Genomic DNA, 16,661 nt, shown 5'->3' with positions numbered 1-16,661 from the left:
CACTTCCCCTGTTGCTGACAGGATTGGAGTGGACCGTGGGATTGGTGCTTATGAGCGAACGAGACCTGAACCGTGTCGAAATTTTGAGCCAGGTCGTGCAAGGCCGCATGACGGCAACGAATGCGGCGAACCTTCTGGCGCTGAGCCGCAGACAAGTCCAACGTCTGTTGAAGAGCTTTCGAACCAACGGACCGGCTGCGATCCGGCACAAGGCGCGCGGTCGGCCATCGAATAATCGGATCGATCCGGCGGTGCGCGTTTTGGCCGTCACGTTGGTGCAGGAACAGTACGCTGATTTCGGACCGACGCTGGCGACCGAGAAGCTGGCCGAGGACCATGGCCTGAAGGTGTCCCGGGAGACGCTGCGCAAATGGATGCAAGACGCCGGGATCTGGCTTTCGAGAAAGCAGCGCCGCACGTTTCACCAGCCGCGCCTGCGCCGGGAATGCTATGGTGAGTTGATCCAGATCGACGGCTCCGATCACCGCTGGTTCGAGGACCGCGGGCCGCCCTGCACACTGCTGGTATTCGTGGATGATGCGACCAGCACGTTGATGCACCTGGAATTCGTGACGTCGGAAAGCACGTTCAGCTACTTCGGTGCCTTGGAACGCTACCTGCATGAACATGGTCGTCCCGTGGCTTTCTACAGCGACAAGCACAGCGTGTTCCGGGTGGCGAAGCAAGGCGCAAAGACAGGCCATGGTACCACCCAATTCGGGCGCGCGCTCAACGAGTTGAACATCGAGATCCTCTGCGCGAACAGCTCTCAGGCCAAGGGCCGCGTCGAACGCGCCAATCGCACGCTGCAGGATCGGCTGGTGAAGGAGCTGAGGCTGGCGGGCATCTCTGATATGGCCGCGGGGAACGCTTTCCTGCCGGGGTTCATGCAGCGCTACAACGCGCGTTTCGCAAAAGCCCCGCGGCGGCCCGACGATCTGCACCGTGCGTTGAACACGGAACCGGACCGCCTGCGCGAGATCCTGTGCCTGAGGGATGAGCGCTATGTCGGTGCCCAGCTTGCCTTTTCCTACGACCGGCACCGGATCATCCTGGAAGAGAACGACCTCAGCCGTGACCTCCCCGGCAAGTACATCGACAGCTATGAGCACGAGGACGGCGCTCTGGAATTCCGCTGGAAAGGCATTTCTCTACCGTACCGGATTTTCGACATGGACCAGCGCGTGACCCACGCCGCGATCACCGAGAACAAGCACCTGAGCGCCGTGCTGGAGCACATCAAGGCCGAGCAGGACAAGGCCCCACCCAAGAAGAAACGCGCCGGCAGACAGCGGACGATCTACGAGCCGACCGGCCGCCGCAATACAGGATGGAACACGCTCGCCGATCGCAAGCGCAAGGCCAACCGCGCAGCCGGTCAGGGCTCCGATACGTGAGGTCTCCGCCCTGCCCGGCTGCGCTCACGGCGCTCCAGGTGGGACATTTCTGCTTTGTCAACCACGCGACATTTCTACTTGGTTGCAACAAATTCGACCGATTGCGCCCAGCCCAGGGCTGATGAGCAATATTTTTATACATCAGTGACTTAAAGGGGGCTTTACGCCCCATTTTTCAAACGCACGTAGTCCGTTTTATGTAATTTTGGCAGCAAGCGGACTTGCGGCAACGCGGCGTTGGTCGTGCTTGTCAACGTCCAAAGCGTACCTTCAGGCGGGATGAGTTCCGGAGAGGAATTTCTCGTCTGTAGCGTTCCACGCCTGAGCCTGCTTGCTCGTCGCTATCGGTGTGCTGTGCGCGCTGCATGACACCCGAAAATGGTCAGGTGGTTGCAGGAGTAATTGAAATCGCGCCACTTCTTATGATCTGCGCGTCACTTTGCCCATGGGTCGGCATCTTAATCGCCCAAGGAAATGGTGGCGATGCTGAGCGCTCGTACTGATAGACCAGCACTTCGGGATGCAGCCTGTCATCGAGATGCCGGCCCAGAGTGAATGCAACGCTGTTGGGGGCTGCGATGAACAGATGAACGCGTTTGACGCCTTTCGCCATGAGATCGCCCAAACGATCCGTGAAGTCTTTCGCCATAGCTGATTGCTTGTCGGCAGACCAGTGCGCCGTCGTGCTCAGAGTTGGCAAAGCAAGGCGGATCAGAGGCATCTCACCGAGAGTCGCCCTAATGCCGTCTGCGTCCGAGGGGTAGGAAACAGCGACGGCCAATGCTACCTCCGGGATATCGTCCTTCAGGCCGTCAATTCCTGAAACGACAAACCGGTCTCCGTCATCAGTGCCGTCAGGTTCGCGCCATTTTTCTGCGAAACGATCCCAGTCCATCACTGTGAGACCGGCTTCATTGCCAACCATCATACCGGTCAGGAACGTCAGTGGAACAGGGGCCATGCCGCCGTAGACCAGCCTAACGTTGCCGGGACCCGCAGCATCACGCTTCTGACGAAGCTGTTGCCGTAATCCGGCAATCTGTGAGAGTGCATCTTCGGGACTGCTGATCTGACTCGTTGAGGTCGACTGCCGGTGGTCGATCGGCAGGACATCAATACGGCCTTTCAGGTGCTTCGGCACGGCAGAGGCAAGGGGAGTATCAACGGTCTGGTGCAACCCACGGTGCTCAATGACAACCACACTCTGCTTCCTGAGCAGCCGCCGGTCAGCGATGTGATCGTTCACACCAAGGACACCCCCCGCAGCCGCGAGGAGAATACCGAAGCAGACGGTAATCAGTGACCAGTGGACCGGCAATCCGCCGCCATCCGAATGCACAGCCAGCAGCACGACGCGGTCCGCATCAATCCAGGAAAGATCACCGGCCAGCCCGCCGACACCCAGCCCGGCGACGATTAATATGCCACCCGCACGCAGCAATCTCGAAGGCCAGGACGGGGTCCGGAAGACATAGGTGAACAATCCGTCGAAAAACCGGTCACCGTGTTTGCGCCAGAAAGACATGTCTTCAATCTCCGGATCAGCCAATATTCACGATGAACTGACCGCTGCGCGCAGCCAGTTTGCCATTTTTCACAATGAAACACTCGATGCTGTGCTTGCCCCGATAGAGGGTGCTCTCAGAATGGGTCAGACCGCCCCGGACCGCCGCGTCCGGGCTAAAGCCCCCACGTAAACAATCCGCATCCTCGGCTTCCCGCCCAGTGTTGACGACCTGCCAGTAGACCTTGAAACGCCCGCTCACCGTCGTGTCCGCCTCGAAGCGCAAGCTACAATTCCTGGGAAGCGGCGCGCCATTGCTCACGAAGCTCTGCGGCCTGAAACCCCGCTGCGTAAAGGTCGCGGCGCCAATATTCACGCGACCTTCCGCAGCCTGCGGCCATCGCGGCTTTCGCATATAGGCGGGCGTAAGGAGAAGATTGGCCGTACGGACTAGCCGCGCGGTAGCACCCGGCTTTTTGGCTTGATTGCGACGCCCCAGTGCACGTTCGACCAGACCCTGCCCCATGCGTTCGCTGAGGACGGCACCGACACCGTCTGCGGTGAGCGCCTGATGTGCCGATGCGAAATCACCGCGGGCCTGCTGAAGCCACTCATGGAATGCATCCCGGCGCTCAGAGTGCTCTTCCCACTTGTCGGCAAAGTTCTCTTCGGGGTCGGCCGGGTTTTCGACCCAGTCCACGCCATTGCGACGGGTAATATACCGGTCCATTCCCTCAAGGATCGAGAACAGCGCATCGGAGAGGCGTTCTTCCTGGTTATAGGCATGTGCCGCAAGGGTCGTGATCAGGATGGAGATCGGCTTGTCATCCGGCCGGTCGCTGAACATCAGATCGCGATGGCGTTTGAGGATCTGAATGGCGCCCTGCAGAGGGGTACGCACCCGCCATGCCGGAACATTCTCAACGCTGGCCTGCATCCTGCGTGCCTCGTTGAGAGCACGACTTCTGAACGCCTGGCCCATCCGATCGCGAAACCAGAGCGCATAGCCTTTGGGATTGCTGCGCGGCCAGTGGCCGCCAGCCTGCCGGAAGCCGTCGTGTTCCTTGTCTGTGATCGCGAGCGCAGTTGCCCCCAGTCGGGCAAGCGCGGGGCCCGCTTCACTCAGATAGCGCCGCTTCTCGAAGTCAGGCACCGCAGGCAGGACATCCATGTGAAACTGTGCGCCGTCTGCGTAGACTAGGGGCCAACAGCGGCGCCCGTCTTCGGGTTTGCTCATGCCATATCGCCGAGCATAGGCTTTGACCTCGACGCCAACGCGTCGTTTCAGCTCTGCCTGGGTCAGTGCCGACTTCTCGTAATCGAGGCGGCAGACCATATCGATGTCATAGTCTTCTTCGTCTGACGCGGGCCGTATTGCAGTCCCCAGCCGAAATGAACCCTGGACATATACGTCGGGACTGTCATCCCGCACAGTCGAGTCCGGCCGGTGCAACCAATCACCGAGCGACTTGTAACTGCGCTCAGCCTGCTCATACCGACCGGGTGGGACCTGAAGCTCCTCAACTAGGTCATCCAATAATTGATCAACAGGCTTGGTATTCGCCAAAGGGAATTCCACTATATGAAACCTCCATGCGGTGCTGGTGCCCGCCGCCTACTGATTTGGCGAAGGCAGGGTTGAGTAGAAGAGAGGCGGCCAATCCCGCGACGGTATGACAAATTTGCGCTCGGTCATTTACAATGGCCTAAGCGCTAATCTTGATCGTTGGCTCGAATCCCTTCCCCGGTTTTTGATCGTAGATAACCAAAGGCAGATCGGCTTTGGGCATTCGTGAGCGACCCGTTTCGACAGCTACGGAAGCCGGAAGAACAGGAAATACGTTGATAGTCGCATCCTCGCCGTGGTGGGCCTTGATCCGATCAAAGAGCCTGCGAAGGTGAGTCTTATAGATTGCAAGATCGTCCTGTCTTCGCATGATGTCGTTATGAGGATCCTCTGCCGTGATCGACCAGATTGCAGCGTTATCGCCCAGAACCGAGCGAATTCTCTGATCATCTACGGTCGCGCTGAGCGCCAGCTTGAGGGCGACTGGTACGTCCTTCGGCCCAGAGTACTCGCCAATTTTGAAATTTATCGACGGCTGGTGAAGTTGCCATTTCCAAGTAGATGGCTCGCGATATTTTTGGTGGACACACACGGGCATGATGTCACCTAGCAACGTACCGAGCTCGATGAGAAGAGGCTGCGGAGCAAGCGCAAACACACTCAACTGAAGGATCTCCTTCTGCTCTATCCGCTCCTTCACCTTGCGTTGAAACTGACGATGCAGATGCGCACTTTGCATGCCCCAAAACTCTGGTTCATCATCCTTGATTTCGGAATTCAGCTCGATGTCGATGGTTCGTCGCTCTGCCGGATGCCTATCGGGTGGCATGGCGGCAAAGATGGCTTTGGTGGAAACCAATGAGTCCATCTGGCCGATAGTTGCCGCGAAACGGAGCACATGAGCTGCGCGGTCAGCGTCCATATCTGTAACAGTCTCAATCCGCTCTTCGTGCTCGCGCTTCATTGCCACGAGCGTTTCTTCCGGATAGTCATCCACGTGATCTACGTCGATTTCCTTGTGATGGACGGGACACATTAGCATCAGGTTGCTGATGTCGCGGGCGAGAAGTGGCGAACGGACTTTATCACCCCTCGGACCATTCTCGCTATCTGCCACAATATGCGCGATGAAACCGAACTTTCCGTCTTCCTTGCCAGCGATTAGATCCCCGACAAGGAGCTTGTTGCATCCTGAAAATTCACATCGACCCGCCGCCAAAGCCCACAATTGGGTCTGAATCTTGGCTGGGATGTTTGAACTAGACAATTTTCTGCTCCATTTTGAATAGTGCCGCCACAGCGAGTTACGATGGGATGGTCAGACGAGGACCCAACCAATTTCAGGCTACCGAATGATGCTAGTGTTCCGGCAGTTGCCGACCCTCGCCAAATTCAGCTTCTGAAACTTCATCCGCAATTATCAACTGGCCGGCCTCGGGCAATTGGCCACGTTGAAACGTGGTAATAGTAGCCTGAATCGAGGCGTTGGCGATTAGACGGACGATAACCAACGCCGCAAACGAAGGCCCGCTGTTTTCTACCATATCGGTCATCGCGGCCACGTCGATCTCGCTAGGTATTGGTGGGAATGTCGGGTGCGAGTGCCACTCGCCAAGATAGTCAACCCGTCCAGCGCGACCGCTATTCTCCAGCAAGATCCGATCCATCTGTTGTGAGTGGGGCTCAGGTAAACTATCGAAACGATCTCGTGTCCCTGCCTCAAGATCGACGGTCAAACCCACGAGATCAAATTTTCCTGGAGCTGTCTGTTCTGCAACCAACCACCCGCCAATCTCGCGGTTGCCGCCTTTCTTGAGGTGGGTCTGCAGTTTAGCAAGCTGCGAGCGTGAGACTGTGAGGCTAAGCGTCATCTTGTACTCCAAGGTGAGTCATGACGCGTTCAACGCCCTCTTCTGCACAACTAGTGCTGCCCTTTTCCCATCCTTCGTGAGGAGCGAAAATAACTGGGTGGGTGTCGAAGGGATGATCAAAGATCCAACCTTTGCGCAGCCCGACAAAGTAGGCAGGTTCCGGATGAACTCTCATCTCTGTGATTGCCAGGGTGTCTAGGGCGTGACGTGCCAGCCTATTGGCAATGACACCCACATCGCCGTCAGAAGCGAAGAGGGGTTCATCGTCGTCATCACCTTGCACCCCGTAATTGTGCTCGCGGCCCTCTGGCGGTGCCGTACCTTTCTCGTCGCACCATGCTCGCAATTGAGTTGCAGCGGTCAGTGGTGGCGGATCTTCAGACGGGATACTTCGTGCAATCAATCCTCCGAGCCCTCCCGCGTAGACTCGTCCCCAAACGAGGGGTTTACGCTTCTGCGTGCAAATGGCCGCTGCCATTCGAAACACTCCGCTATCAGCCGTCGTATCTATGACGAGATCACAAGTGCTGATGATCTCGCTCAACTGAGCAATATGCTGGACAGCGGATTGAGACGTCAGACTCATACCCAAAGCACCGACTTTTACTGCCGGATTTATTCGCAACAATCTGTGCCTTAGAGAAACTGCCTTGTGATGCCCCACATCCATTTCATCGAGTTCGTTTCGAACCAAGTTGTCGGACCAAAGAACATCATTATCCAGCAACATGAAATGACCGACGCCTTCGCGCGCAAGACTGGCGGCCACTTTTGATCCCAGCGAACCTGCGCCAATGATGCAGATGCTAGATTCTCGATACATCTTCCCGTGGAGTCGGCGTTCTCTAGCCTTCGGCGGTTCAAAGGTATGAAACAGGTCAATCTTTCGTTTCGATCCGTTGTGCCGAACGCGCAGCAATACCTCTCGCCTACCATTTGACATGACAACCAACATGTCGCCGGCGTCTTCTACCCATTTACGGAGCCATGAAGGCAGGTACTGGTACAGGAGCCCCTTCAGCTCTTCGGGATGCAGATCTGGAATTTGTCGAATATCGGGCAATCGATATAGGACCCCAGGGACCACCCTTCCCCCAAATCCCGCACCATCAATCGGCACCCGTAAGCCAGAATCCAGCCCGATGCTCGCGATGCGAGCAACAAGAACTTCGAAACCCCCAACCCGGCGCTCCAAAGTCATATGAATATCGGTTGCGTGTCCGGCAAGGCGCAACCTTAATAGGCGTGCGGTGTCAGGCGGTAGCATGAAGCGCCGGGGGCACCCCGAGAGCAGCGAAGGTAAGTCGGCTGGATGAGCGCTTTCCACGTCTGAAAAAGCATCGTCCTTTGGGGTTGCCTCAAGAAGTGCTTTGGCACTCCTGACTACATCCACACTCTTGCAGTCGGGATGCCAGTTATCCGGTCTATACTGCAGGCATAGTTCGCCACCCTCGCCATACTGGTGCTGGGATAGCCGGAGCGAGCTGTCGGCTGGAAGTACAAATGGTGGCAGATCTGGAAAAAGCGCTGGGAAAACCAGCCGCAATGGAATGCGACGCTCCCCGGCGAGAAGAACAAACGACCAGGTCAGAAGGCCATCGGCGTTTTTGCCGAATTGGGGTTCTTCCAGCCAATCTGATAACGCTGCTAGGTCAGCGAGCTCTTCACACTCACGGATTAGCCGCGCTTCACCGGCTGTGAAGTCCATCAACCAAAACCTTTTGGCTCCGTCGGCCTCCGATCCTCACCGCCAAAAACGAGACCGGGCGCAGAAGCCCCTGCTGCAGCGGCAGGAGCAATGGATGCCGCACGTGATCCCGCAGATGCCGCTACCCTCGAGCGCGCACCTTCAACGAGGGTGCTTCCAAGATTTCGTGAGAGCTCGTTTAGAACAATATTTGTGTCGCTGAACCTTTGAACGGCACCAAAATCCGTTCGAGCAACCTCCAGCCACTTGAAGAAGGATTCCCGGCGCTCGGGAAATTTTTCCCACCTATCCGCAAAATTCTCTGAAGGGTCCGTAGGGTTGGCGATCCATGACACCCCATTCCGTTCTTCGATCGCGAGATCCATATCCCTCAGAATCTTGGCAATTGCATCCGATACCCTTGCTTCGCCTGCATATGCATGGGTTGAGAGCGTCGTGAGGATCACACTAATAACCTTCAGGTCCGGATCACGCTCCGCGAACCACTCATCCCGATGTCGCTTCAAGATCATGATGGATGACTGGAGAGGCGTTCGCACTCGAAACACCGGGACGTCCTCCACACTCGCGGTCACTTTGCCTTGGGCGTCGAGGAATGCTCTGCGGCGTTCATTCAGCTGTTCGATCTGCCTTGACTTGAACCATGCGGCAAAGCCCCTAGGATTACTGCGGGGCCAGTCATCCGTGATGATCTGGTATGTGTCAGCCTTGTCTTTATCGGTGATAGCAATCGCGCCTTCCGCAAGCGCCTGATCCGCGAGGTAGGAAGTAAGAACGGCACGCATGTTTGCCTCGTTCGGCACCGCCGGCAATACGTCCATGTGGAATTGCGCACCATCTGCGTAGATCAAAGTACAGCACCTTCTAGGCTCGTCGCTTACCTCATTCTTGATCCCGCGCGCATCGCGATACGCCTCGAGCTCAGCCAGCAGAAGAGCGCGCAGATCAGCTTGGGAAATTTGCGCTTTCGTCAGCGACCGGAACGATACGACGATGTCGAGATCGTAATCTTCGTCCTTGGATGTCGGCTTGATCGGTGTACCGAGCGCGAAAGAGCCCTGGATATAGACATCGGGATCATAATCTCGAACCTTGGACTCATCTCGATGCAAAAACTCGCCAAGATCCTTGTAGCGCCTTTCGGCTTGATCGAAGCGATCCTGAGGCACAGCCAATTCTTCAGCGAGTTTTTCAATCGCGACATTATACCCATACCCTACGTCTGCACCCGCGTTCATCTTGAGCCTCTTGTTTAGATCTTCTCAACCGCAAGATGTCCAGTTTGAGACGGATTTTCAACGGCTGTGCCCTACTAAGCGTCGTCTTTTTTGCTAATAGCTTTGCAATATATGTACTTGCCACGAATGATGGCCAGCGTTGCGGACCTTGGCCAATCGAACAATGCTGCATGATGCCACGAAAGGCCGGTTCGGAAAAGTTGCGGCGCAGCGATGGCCAGTGTTGCGAATGACGGCAATGGGCCATTCTCAACGCTCGCCCAGCAACCGATACCCACGCCGTTTCTTTGTCGCCGACAGCTTCATCAGAGCGTTGACTGCCCTGCCCTCGTCCTCATGTTGCTCAATCAGTATCTGACCTCGGAAACCGATCCGGCCCCATTCTCGCACCAGGCTCACTCCGCCGAAGAGATCGGGCTGGACGCTCATCCGATAGAAGCGCCGCATGTTGAGGGACGGGTCGATCCGTTTCAGATCGACCGCCGTCGGAAACACGTCCAGTTGCTGCGATTCATCGAACATTTTGCGGTCACCTTGTCTGCTGCAACAATACCAAGTGTAGGTTCGTGTTTCCACAATGTTCGATCCCGAACAGGGAAAGGGGCTCACGCCCCCTTCTCGAACTTCATGACAGGAATGCCGAGCTTCTTGGCCTTGTCGGCGAGGTTTTCCTGGATACCGGTTCCGGGGAAGACGAGAACCCCGACGGGTATCACATCCAGCATCGCATCGTTTCGCTTGAAGGGCGCGGCCTTGGCGTGCTTGGTCCAGTCAGGCTTGAAGGCGACCTGCGTCACGCCGCGGGCCTCGGCCCATTTGGCGGCGATGAGCTCTGCGCCTTTGGGGCTGCCACCGTGCAGGAGGACCATGTCGGGATACTTGGTCCGGACCTGGTCGAGCTTGCCCCAGATCAGGCGGTGATCGTTGAAATCGGTCCCGCCGGTGAGGGCGACCTTGGGGCCTGCGGGAAGCATTACCTCGGTCTCGGCGCGGCGCTTGGCGGCCAGGAAGTCGCGGCTGTCGATCAGGGCGGAGGTCATGTGCTGGCGGTTCACCATCGAGCCGGTGCGGGGGCGCCAGGTCGATCCCGTGTGATGGACGAACTCGGTGGCGGCGTGATCGCGCATCATGTCCATGCAGTTGCGCCGTTCAACGAGGGTCAGGCCTTCGGCCGTCAGGCGCTCGAGTTCGACGGATTTCACCTCGGAGCCGTCCTGCTCGCGCTGGAGGCGGCGCTGCGCCTGCTCGTTCTCATCGAGTGACCGCTCGATCCGTGCCGTGGCGCGGTGGAAGAGGTTGACCTGGCCCCAGAGCACCTCTTCGAGGTCGGGTTCCATACGGGTGTCTTCCAGGGTCGCGACGAGGGCGTCGAAGATGTCGGCGACGGCGACGGCGAGGCGCTGCCCATCGGGCATCGGGCGCGGATCGGGCTCGTCGAAGGGCCGATAGCCGTACAGCTGGAGCTCGTCGAGCGCATGGGCGGTCTGGGATGCGCTATGGGCGGGTTCATACGCGTCGTCGTGGGTATGGATCGTCATCGGTTTCTTGCCTCCGGGTTTTGCCGTGTCCGCGCGTCAGCCCGCGCGGCCTTCATGGGCAGACCCGAGCCGTCGGGGCGGTTGCCCCTTCACCCCGGCTTCACCGGGGCTGGAACAGCGTGGAGGAGGTCGGCAGGGAAGCTATTTGTCTCGCGATGCAAAGGCGGCCTGCCGCCGGCGGAAATAGCTTCCCTGCCGACCTTGCAGGGGCAACCGCTTTGACGGCCTGCCCATCTCTTGAAGGCCGCTCGGATGACGGGTGGATGCGCAAGGCCCGGGATGGGGTGAGGACGACGATCCAGAGCCACGACTGGGATGCTGCCCCCTGCCCCGCACTCCCAGCCCCCCTCTGCGCGATGCAGCTCAGCCCAATAGGCGATGCCGATCCTCTGGCCCGATCTGACCTGCCAGATGTTGGCGTAGCGCGTCCTTGCCGTTCGCCCGGAGATCATCGTTGAAATCCCCGAGCCGCGGTTCCAGCACTTGGCAACCAATCCCGACCTCGGAGGCTCTGGCGCTCAACTTCTCTGCCGCGCGCTGCCCGGCCGGATCGCGATCGATCGCGATGTAGAGGCGCTTGAGCCCCTCCGGCAACAGGACCGCCCCGAGGTGACCGGACGAGAGCGCCGCCCAGACGGGCAGACCTGGGATTGCCTCGGACAGAGACAGCATGGTCTCTATGCCTTCGCCGATGACGAGGATGTCATCCTGCGGGGTCAGCCTGACGGCATTGCCGAGGAGGTGACCCATGGCCCTCCGCTGCGGATCGACATCTGCTTTGCCTTTTCCGTCAGCTGCCAGCCAGGTGCGATGCACGCCCTGCAGGGCCCCTGCCCCATCGGTGACCGCGGCGATCAGCGCCGGTCTGGGGATGCTCCGGGTCTGCCCCTCTTCCCGATGCCAGCACTTCGGGTGGAAGCGTAAGGCGCCGTTCGCCCCGATTTGGGTGATGCCCCGGGAACGGAGGTAGGTCTCGGCAAGCGTGCCTGTGATCAGGTTCGAGGCAGCAAACAAGCGCGCCGCCGCCGCAGAAGTGCCACCGGGCGCCTTGGCCTTCCTCGGCTCTTGCTTATCCGGGACCACCGGCTGCGGACGGCCGAGATGCGCTCGGGCCTCGGCGAGAAGGTCGGGGAAGCGCGTGATCCCCGTCCGGGCGCGGATGATGTCCAGGAGATCGCCATGCGTGCCGACGGCAGGGTCCTGCCACTTGCCCGCTGCCCCCGGCCCCGACGCAGGGCCTGTCAACCGCACGAAGAGCGACCGGCCGGGATTGTTCTGTAGATCGCCGACGATCCAGTAGGATCCTTCCCGCCTCCCCTTGGACAAGTAAGCGCGACAGACGCCTTCGGCATTTGCCGCAAGCTCTGCCAGAGTTTCTGCTGTTTCCAAAGACATGTCCAAATATCCCTCAACCGGTGCGTGCATGTAGACTTGCGACAGGACAACGTGCAAGCAGACGATCCAGTATCGCGACGCCATCGGCGTCGGTCGGGCAAAACAGCCGAAGCTTCCAACTGATGATCTCCGAGAAGAAGCCATCGGCCTTGAGCCGGTCCTTGGCGGCCTCCGAGAAGCCCGAGAGTTCGATCCGGTTGACGCCCATGACGCGCGAGCGGTGCAATTCCATCCCTTCGGACAGGCGCACCACGGTCTTGCCCTCCAAAACGAGGGCATGGACCTGCGCGGCCGAGAGCTTGGGCGCATCGGCGGCCAGCGTGGTCGCGACCCAGGCAGGTGAGACTCGTCGACCGATGATACGCTGCCCGTCATCGGTCTGCAGGCGGTAGACGCGGGTTTCATCTTGGGGAAGCTGCTTCCAGATCGGCAGCAGCAGACCTGCCACGATGTGCAACGTGGCTTCCGAGAACTCCGGCACTTCGGCCAGTTCCGCGGTCCAGGCGGCAGCGAAGGCCGCGCGGTCGGCCTCGAGCCAATGCGTGTCCTCCATGATCCTCGCCGGAACTGTGCTAGCATCAAGCGGACGGATCAGGCGCAGGCGCGGCTCGATGGTGCCATCGTCGAGCATCAGGCTGGTGGCGGGCACCTGCACGGCAGCCCGGCCCGAGCGGCTGTTGATGAGGAGGCGCGCTTGGGAGTCATCCAGCCAGTCGAGCGCATCCGTGAGCGAAAGCGGCGTGTTGCGCCGCTTTTCGGCGATGGTGAGAAGCTGAGTTTCTGCGCCGGAACCGGGATGGGTGTAGATGACTTGTGCGTCCGTGACGCGGAAGCTCTCGGCGCGCAGTGTCTCGAGCCCGAGGTCGTAGACCCCGGCGGCGATGGCGCCCTCAATTCGCTGATCGAGCAGCTCCTCGAAACCCGCGAACAGCACGGCCTGCAAATGAATCGTCAGCGCCAGCAGGCGATTGAGGAAGGTCGTGATCGGCGGCAGGTCATCCTTCAGCCCGTTGTCATCGGTCAGGCTGAGGCCAGTGGCATCCACGAAAGCTCCAAGCGAACATCCGGCCAGATCGCCGCGATAGATGCGGCGGTAAAGTTGGCGCAGGGCGTCACGAGCGTAGGGCGACTCGAGGTTATCCTCGGGGCGGAACAACCCTTGCCCGCCGGTCTGGCGCTGGCCGCGCGTGATCGCACCAAGCGTGTCGAGGCGGCGCGCAATGGTCGACAGGAACCTCTTCTCCGCCTTCACATCGGTGGCCACCGGCCGGAACAAGGGCGGCTGCGCCTGATTGGTCCGGTTGGTGCGGCCAAGCCCCTGGATCGCAGCGTCCGCCTTCCAGCCGGGCTCCAAGAGGTAGTGGACCCGCAAGCGCTGGTTCTTCGCCCCGAGATCGGCGTGATAGCTGCGCCCAGTGCCGCCGGCATCCGAGAAGATCAGGATACGCTTTTCGTCATCCATGAAGGCTTGGGTCTCAGTGAGGTTCGCGGCTCCGGCCCGGTTCTCCACCACGAGCCGTGCCGAATGCCCTTCGCCCTTGCGCACGATGCGCCGCGAACGCCCGGTGACCTCGGCCACGAGATCGGTGCCGAAGCGCTGGACGATCTGGTCGAGCGCCCCCGGCACCGGTGGCAGCGAAGCCAGTTTCTCGATGAGCGCATCGCGCCTGCGGACGGCTTCGCGGCACTCCACCGGTTGGCCGTCGCGCGTGACGGGGCGCGACGAGAGGTTGCCCTCGCTGTCGGTGAAAGGCTCGTAGAGCTGCACCGGGAAGGAATGGGCGAGGTAGTCCAGAACGTATTCCCTGGGTGTGATGTCACAACGGATATCATTCCATTCGTCGGTTGGGATCTCCGACAGGCGGCGTTCCATCAGAGCCTCGCCCGTCGAGACGATCTGGATGACCGCCGCATGACCCGCAGACAGATCGGCCCCGATGCTGGAAATCAGCGTGGGGGTCTTCATCGAGGTGAGCAAGTGGCCGAAGAATCGCTGCTTGGCGGACTCGAAGGCGGACCGCGCGGCGGATTTCGCCTGACGGTTCAACGTGCCGCTCTCGCCAGAAATGTTCGCCGCTTCCAACGCCGCGGTCAGGTTGTTGTGAATGATGGCGAAGGCCCCGGCATAGGCATCATAAATGCCGCGCTGCTCCGGGGTCAGCGCGTGTTCCAGCATCTCGTATTCGACACCGTCATAGGACAGCGACCGCGCCGTGTAGAGGCCGAGCGCCCGGAGGTCGCGGGCCAGAACCTCCATCGCCGCGACACCGCCAGCCTCGATGGCTTCCACAAATTCCGACCGGGTTTGAAAGGGGAAATCCTCCCCGCCCCAGAGGCCGAGACGCTGAGCATAAGCGAGGTTGTGGACGGTCGTCGCGCCCGTGGCCGAGACATAGACGACGCGGGCATTGGGCAGTTTGTGCTGCAGGCGCAAACCCGCCCTGCCTTGCTGCGAGGCCATGGTATCGCCCCGCTCGCCTTTGCCACCCGCGGCATTCGCCATGGCGTGGCTTTCGTCGAAGAGGATCACCCCGTCGAAGTCCGCCCCGAGCCAATCGACGATCTGATCGACGCGGGATTTCTTCGATCCGCGCTCTTCGGAGCGCAGCGTGGCATAGGTGGTGAAGAGGATGCCCTCGGTCAGCGGGATGTCGCGGCCTTGTGCGAAACGCGACAGCGGCGTCACCAGAAGCCGCTCCTGGCCAAGCGCCGACCAGTCGCGCTGCGCGTCCTCCAGAAGCTTGTCGCTCTTCGAGATCCAGAGCGCCTTGCGGCGGCTCTGGCACCAGTTGTCGAGCAGGATCCCAGCCGACTGGCGGCCCTTGCCCGCGCCGGTGCCATCACCGAGGAAGAAACCCCGGCGGAAGCGGACGGCGTCAGCGGCATCATCGGGCGCGGCCGAGACCATGTCGCCGGTCTCATCCACGGTCCAAGACCCAGTGAGATGCGCGCCATGCGCCTCCCCCGCGTAGATGACGGTCTCGAGCTGCGCGTCTGACAGCAGGCCACAGCACTTGACGGCTGGGGGCAACTTAGGGCGATAGGAGGGTTTCGGAGGTGCGACAGAGGCCATGGCCGCCGATTGCACAAGCTTGGTCGGGTGTGGCGCCGCACCAGGGATGTCGATCGCCTGCATGCGGAAGGTCTCGTAAATCGCGTCGGACAGCCGTGTCGCGTCTTCGTCCTCGGCGACGTCGCGGAGTGCGTAGTCCAGGTTCTCGGCCTCAACCGACGTGCCGGTGTTCGCCGGTTGAGCCGCAGATGTCGCGCGGGATCGGCTGACGGGTTTGCGGGTGGTGGGGTGAGAATTTTCCGGGAAGAGGGAAGAGTGGCCCAGACCCGCATTTGCGGCCCGTTCCATCTCGAGGCGCGGCGGAACCTCTGCAGTGACCCTGGACATCAGATGCGCCACGTCGGGGGACGTGGGCTGGTGCAGGTCAGCGGTGATGCCGCCCGGCTCACCGCCGCGGCATTTATCGAAGACAGAAATCCGCGTTTCGAAGCTGGTGCCGTGCTTGGCGAAAGCTGCGCCCGACACCGCGCCGGTGAAGATGAGATGGGTCGTCTCGGTCAGACGGCCGAAGGTCTCGGCCCAGGCCGGCGCATCCGGCGCGAAACCGGCCCCTGTGATGGCCACGAGCCGTCCGCCGGGAACCAAGCGCGCAAGGGCCGAGCGCAGATGTCGGGCCGTCGCCTCGGTCGACCGACCATCGACATTGGCTTGGGCCGAGAAGGGCGGGTTCATCAGAATGACGCTAGGGCGCAGCCCTGCGTCGAGGTGATCGTCGATCTGTGCGGCGTCGAATGTGGTGACGGGATGGCCCGGAAAGAGAAGGCGCAGAAGGTCGGCGCGGGTGTCTGCCAACTCGTTCAGCGCGAGGTTACCGCCCGTGATCTCGGCGAGGATCGCCAGAAGCCCGGTCCCGGCCGAAGGCTCGAGGACGAGGTCACGGGGCGTGATCTGTGCTGCCGCCACAGCCGCGAGCCCCATGGGCAGCGGCGTCGAGAATTGCTGAAACCGCTCCATCTCCTCCGAGCGCCGGGTATGCGTGGGCAAGAGACCCGCCACCCTGGCGAGGATGGGCAACAGCGCCTCGGGCGAACCGGCCCGGGCCAGCAGCGCACGGCCGAACTTTCGCAGAAAGAGGACCAGAGCCACCTCGCCTGCCTCATAGGCGAGCTTCCAATTCCAGGCACCGGTCGCATCGGAACCGCCAAAGGCGCGCTCCATCTCGAGCCGCAGGCGCAGCGCGTCGATCTGAAGCCCTTGCGCCAGATCGGGCTGCAGCGTCTCGGCGACCGCAAGGATCGCGGAGGCAGGATTTGCGGCCAAAGGAATAACGGGCGCAGGCAAGGACGCCTGCGCAACAGGGGCAAGATGTGTCATCGGGAAACTCCGGATTGAGGGACAGGATCAGGCCCGAACACCCTCTCTCGGGCAGC

The 16,661-nt window shown here is 60.4% G+C and carries 11 protein-coding genes; 1 reads left to right on the top strand and 10 read right to left on the bottom strand.

Annotation, left to right across the window (positions count from 1 at the left end):
- The first annotated feature begins 35 nt into the window (after window positions 1–35).
- Window positions 36–1,397, top strand: coding sequence for an ISNCY family transposase (locus tag ACP159_RS17690; protein WP_425100969.1), 1,362 nt, complete (start codon window positions 36–38; stop codon window positions 1,395–1,397).
- A gap of 382 nt (window positions 1,398–1,779) precedes the next feature.
- On the opposite strand, the gene ACP159_RS17685 is transcribed toward ACP159_RS17690, so the two are convergent.
- The 10 genes from ACP159_RS17685 to ACP159_RS17640 form a co-directional block, all read right to left on the bottom strand.
- Window positions 1,780–2,922, bottom strand: a complete 1,143-nt coding sequence (locus ACP159_RS17685; RefSeq protein ID WP_425101028.1) for an SAVED domain-containing protein — start codon at window positions 2,920–2,922, stop codon at window positions 1,780–1,782.
- Window positions 2,923–2,938: 16 nt separating this feature from the next.
- Window positions 2,939–4,480, bottom strand: a complete 1,542-nt coding sequence (locus tag ACP159_RS17680; protein ID WP_425101027.1) for a nucleotide-binding domain-containing protein — start codon at window positions 4,478–4,480, stop codon at window positions 2,939–2,941.
- Window positions 4,481–4,607: 127 nt separating this feature from the next.
- On the bottom strand, window positions 4,608–5,735 hold the full coding sequence (locus tag ACP159_RS17675; RefSeq protein ID WP_425101026.1) for an SAVED domain-containing protein: 1,128 nt from the start codon (window positions 5,733–5,735) through the stop codon (window positions 4,608–4,610).
- A gap of 91 nt (window positions 5,736–5,826) precedes the next feature.
- A complete protein-coding gene (locus ACP159_RS17670) occupies window positions 5,827–6,339 on the bottom strand; it encodes a Mov34/MPN/PAD-1 family protein (protein ID WP_425101025.1) in 513 nt (170 codons plus the stop codon).
- Window positions 6,329–8,047, bottom strand: coding sequence for a ThiF family adenylyltransferase (locus tag ACP159_RS17665; RefSeq protein ID WP_425101023.1), 1,719 nt, complete (start codon window positions 8,045–8,047; stop codon window positions 6,329–6,331). The genes ACP159_RS17670 and ACP159_RS17665 overlap by 11 nt, the downstream gene beginning before the upstream one ends.
- Entirely contained in the window at window positions 8,047–9,285 is a 1,239-nt protein-coding gene (locus tag ACP159_RS17660) for a nucleotidyltransferase domain-containing protein (protein WP_425101022.1), read from the bottom strand. The genes ACP159_RS17665 and ACP159_RS17660 overlap by 1 nt, the downstream gene beginning before the upstream one ends.
- Window positions 9,286–9,534: 249 nt before the next feature.
- Entirely contained in the window at window positions 9,535–9,807 is a 273-nt protein-coding gene (locus ACP159_RS17655) for a WGR domain-containing protein (protein WP_425101021.1), read from the bottom strand.
- An 83-nt stretch (window positions 9,808–9,890) separates the two neighbouring features.
- Window positions 9,891–10,823: a DUF2493 domain-containing protein gene (locus tag ACP159_RS17650; protein ID WP_425101020.1), complete on the bottom strand. Its 933-nt coding sequence runs from the start codon at window positions 10,821–10,823 to the stop codon at window positions 9,891–9,893.
- Between the two features lie 363 nt (window positions 10,824–11,186).
- The gene (locus ACP159_RS17645; RefSeq protein WP_425101019.1) at window positions 11,187–12,218 is read right to left on the bottom strand and encodes a DUF7146 domain-containing protein; all 1,032 of its coding nucleotides are present in this window, start codon (window positions 12,216–12,218) and stop codon (window positions 11,187–11,189) included.
- Window positions 12,219–12,231: 13 nt separating this feature from the next.
- Window positions 12,232–16,605 carry a strawberry notch-like NTP hydrolase domain-containing protein gene (locus ACP159_RS17640; protein ID WP_425101017.1) on the bottom strand — a complete coding sequence of 1,458 codons (4,374 nt, stop codon included), beginning with the start codon at window positions 16,603–16,605 and terminating at the stop codon, window positions 12,232–12,234.
- Window positions 16,606–16,661: the final 56 nt, after the last annotated feature.

The organism is Tropicibacter sp. S64 (genome assembly GCF_049803835.1).
GTDB lineage: Bacteria > Pseudomonadota > Alphaproteobacteria > Rhodobacterales > Rhodobacteraceae > Pacificoceanicola.
The sequence above is the reverse complement of the archived record's forward strand: the minus strand, read 5'-3'. Positions and strand labels throughout refer to the sequence as shown.

Coding starts and splice junctions, on each gene's coding strand:
- ACP159_RS17685 (WP_425101028.1), bottom strand. CDS start 2,922: ATGTCTTTCTGGCGCAAACACGGTGACCGGTTTTTCGACGGATTGTTC.
- ACP159_RS17670 (WP_425101025.1), bottom strand. CDS start 6,339: ATGACGCTTAGCCTCACAGTCTCACGCTCGCAGCTTGCTAAACTGCAG.
- ACP159_RS17665 (WP_425101023.1), bottom strand. CDS start 8,047: ATGGACTTCACAGCCGGTGAAGCGCGGCTAATCCGTGAGTGTGAAGAG.
- ACP159_RS17660 (WP_425101022.1), bottom strand. CDS start 9,285: ATGAACGCGGGTGCAGACGTAGGGTATGGGTATAATGTCGCGATTGAA.
- ACP159_RS17655 (WP_425101021.1), bottom strand. CDS start 9,807: ATGTTCGATGAATCGCAGCAACTGGACGTGTTTCCGACGGCGGTCGAT.
- ACP159_RS17650 (WP_425101020.1), bottom strand. CDS start 10,823: ATGACGATCCATACCCACGACGACGCGTATGAACCCGCCCATAGCGCA.
- ACP159_RS17645 (WP_425101019.1), bottom strand. CDS start 12,218: ATGTCTTTGGAAACAGCAGAAACTCTGGCAGAGCTTGCGGCAAATGCC.
- ACP159_RS17640 (WP_425101017.1), bottom strand. CDS start 16,605: ATGACACATCTTGCCCCTGTTGCGCAGGCGTCCTTGCCTGCGCCCGTT.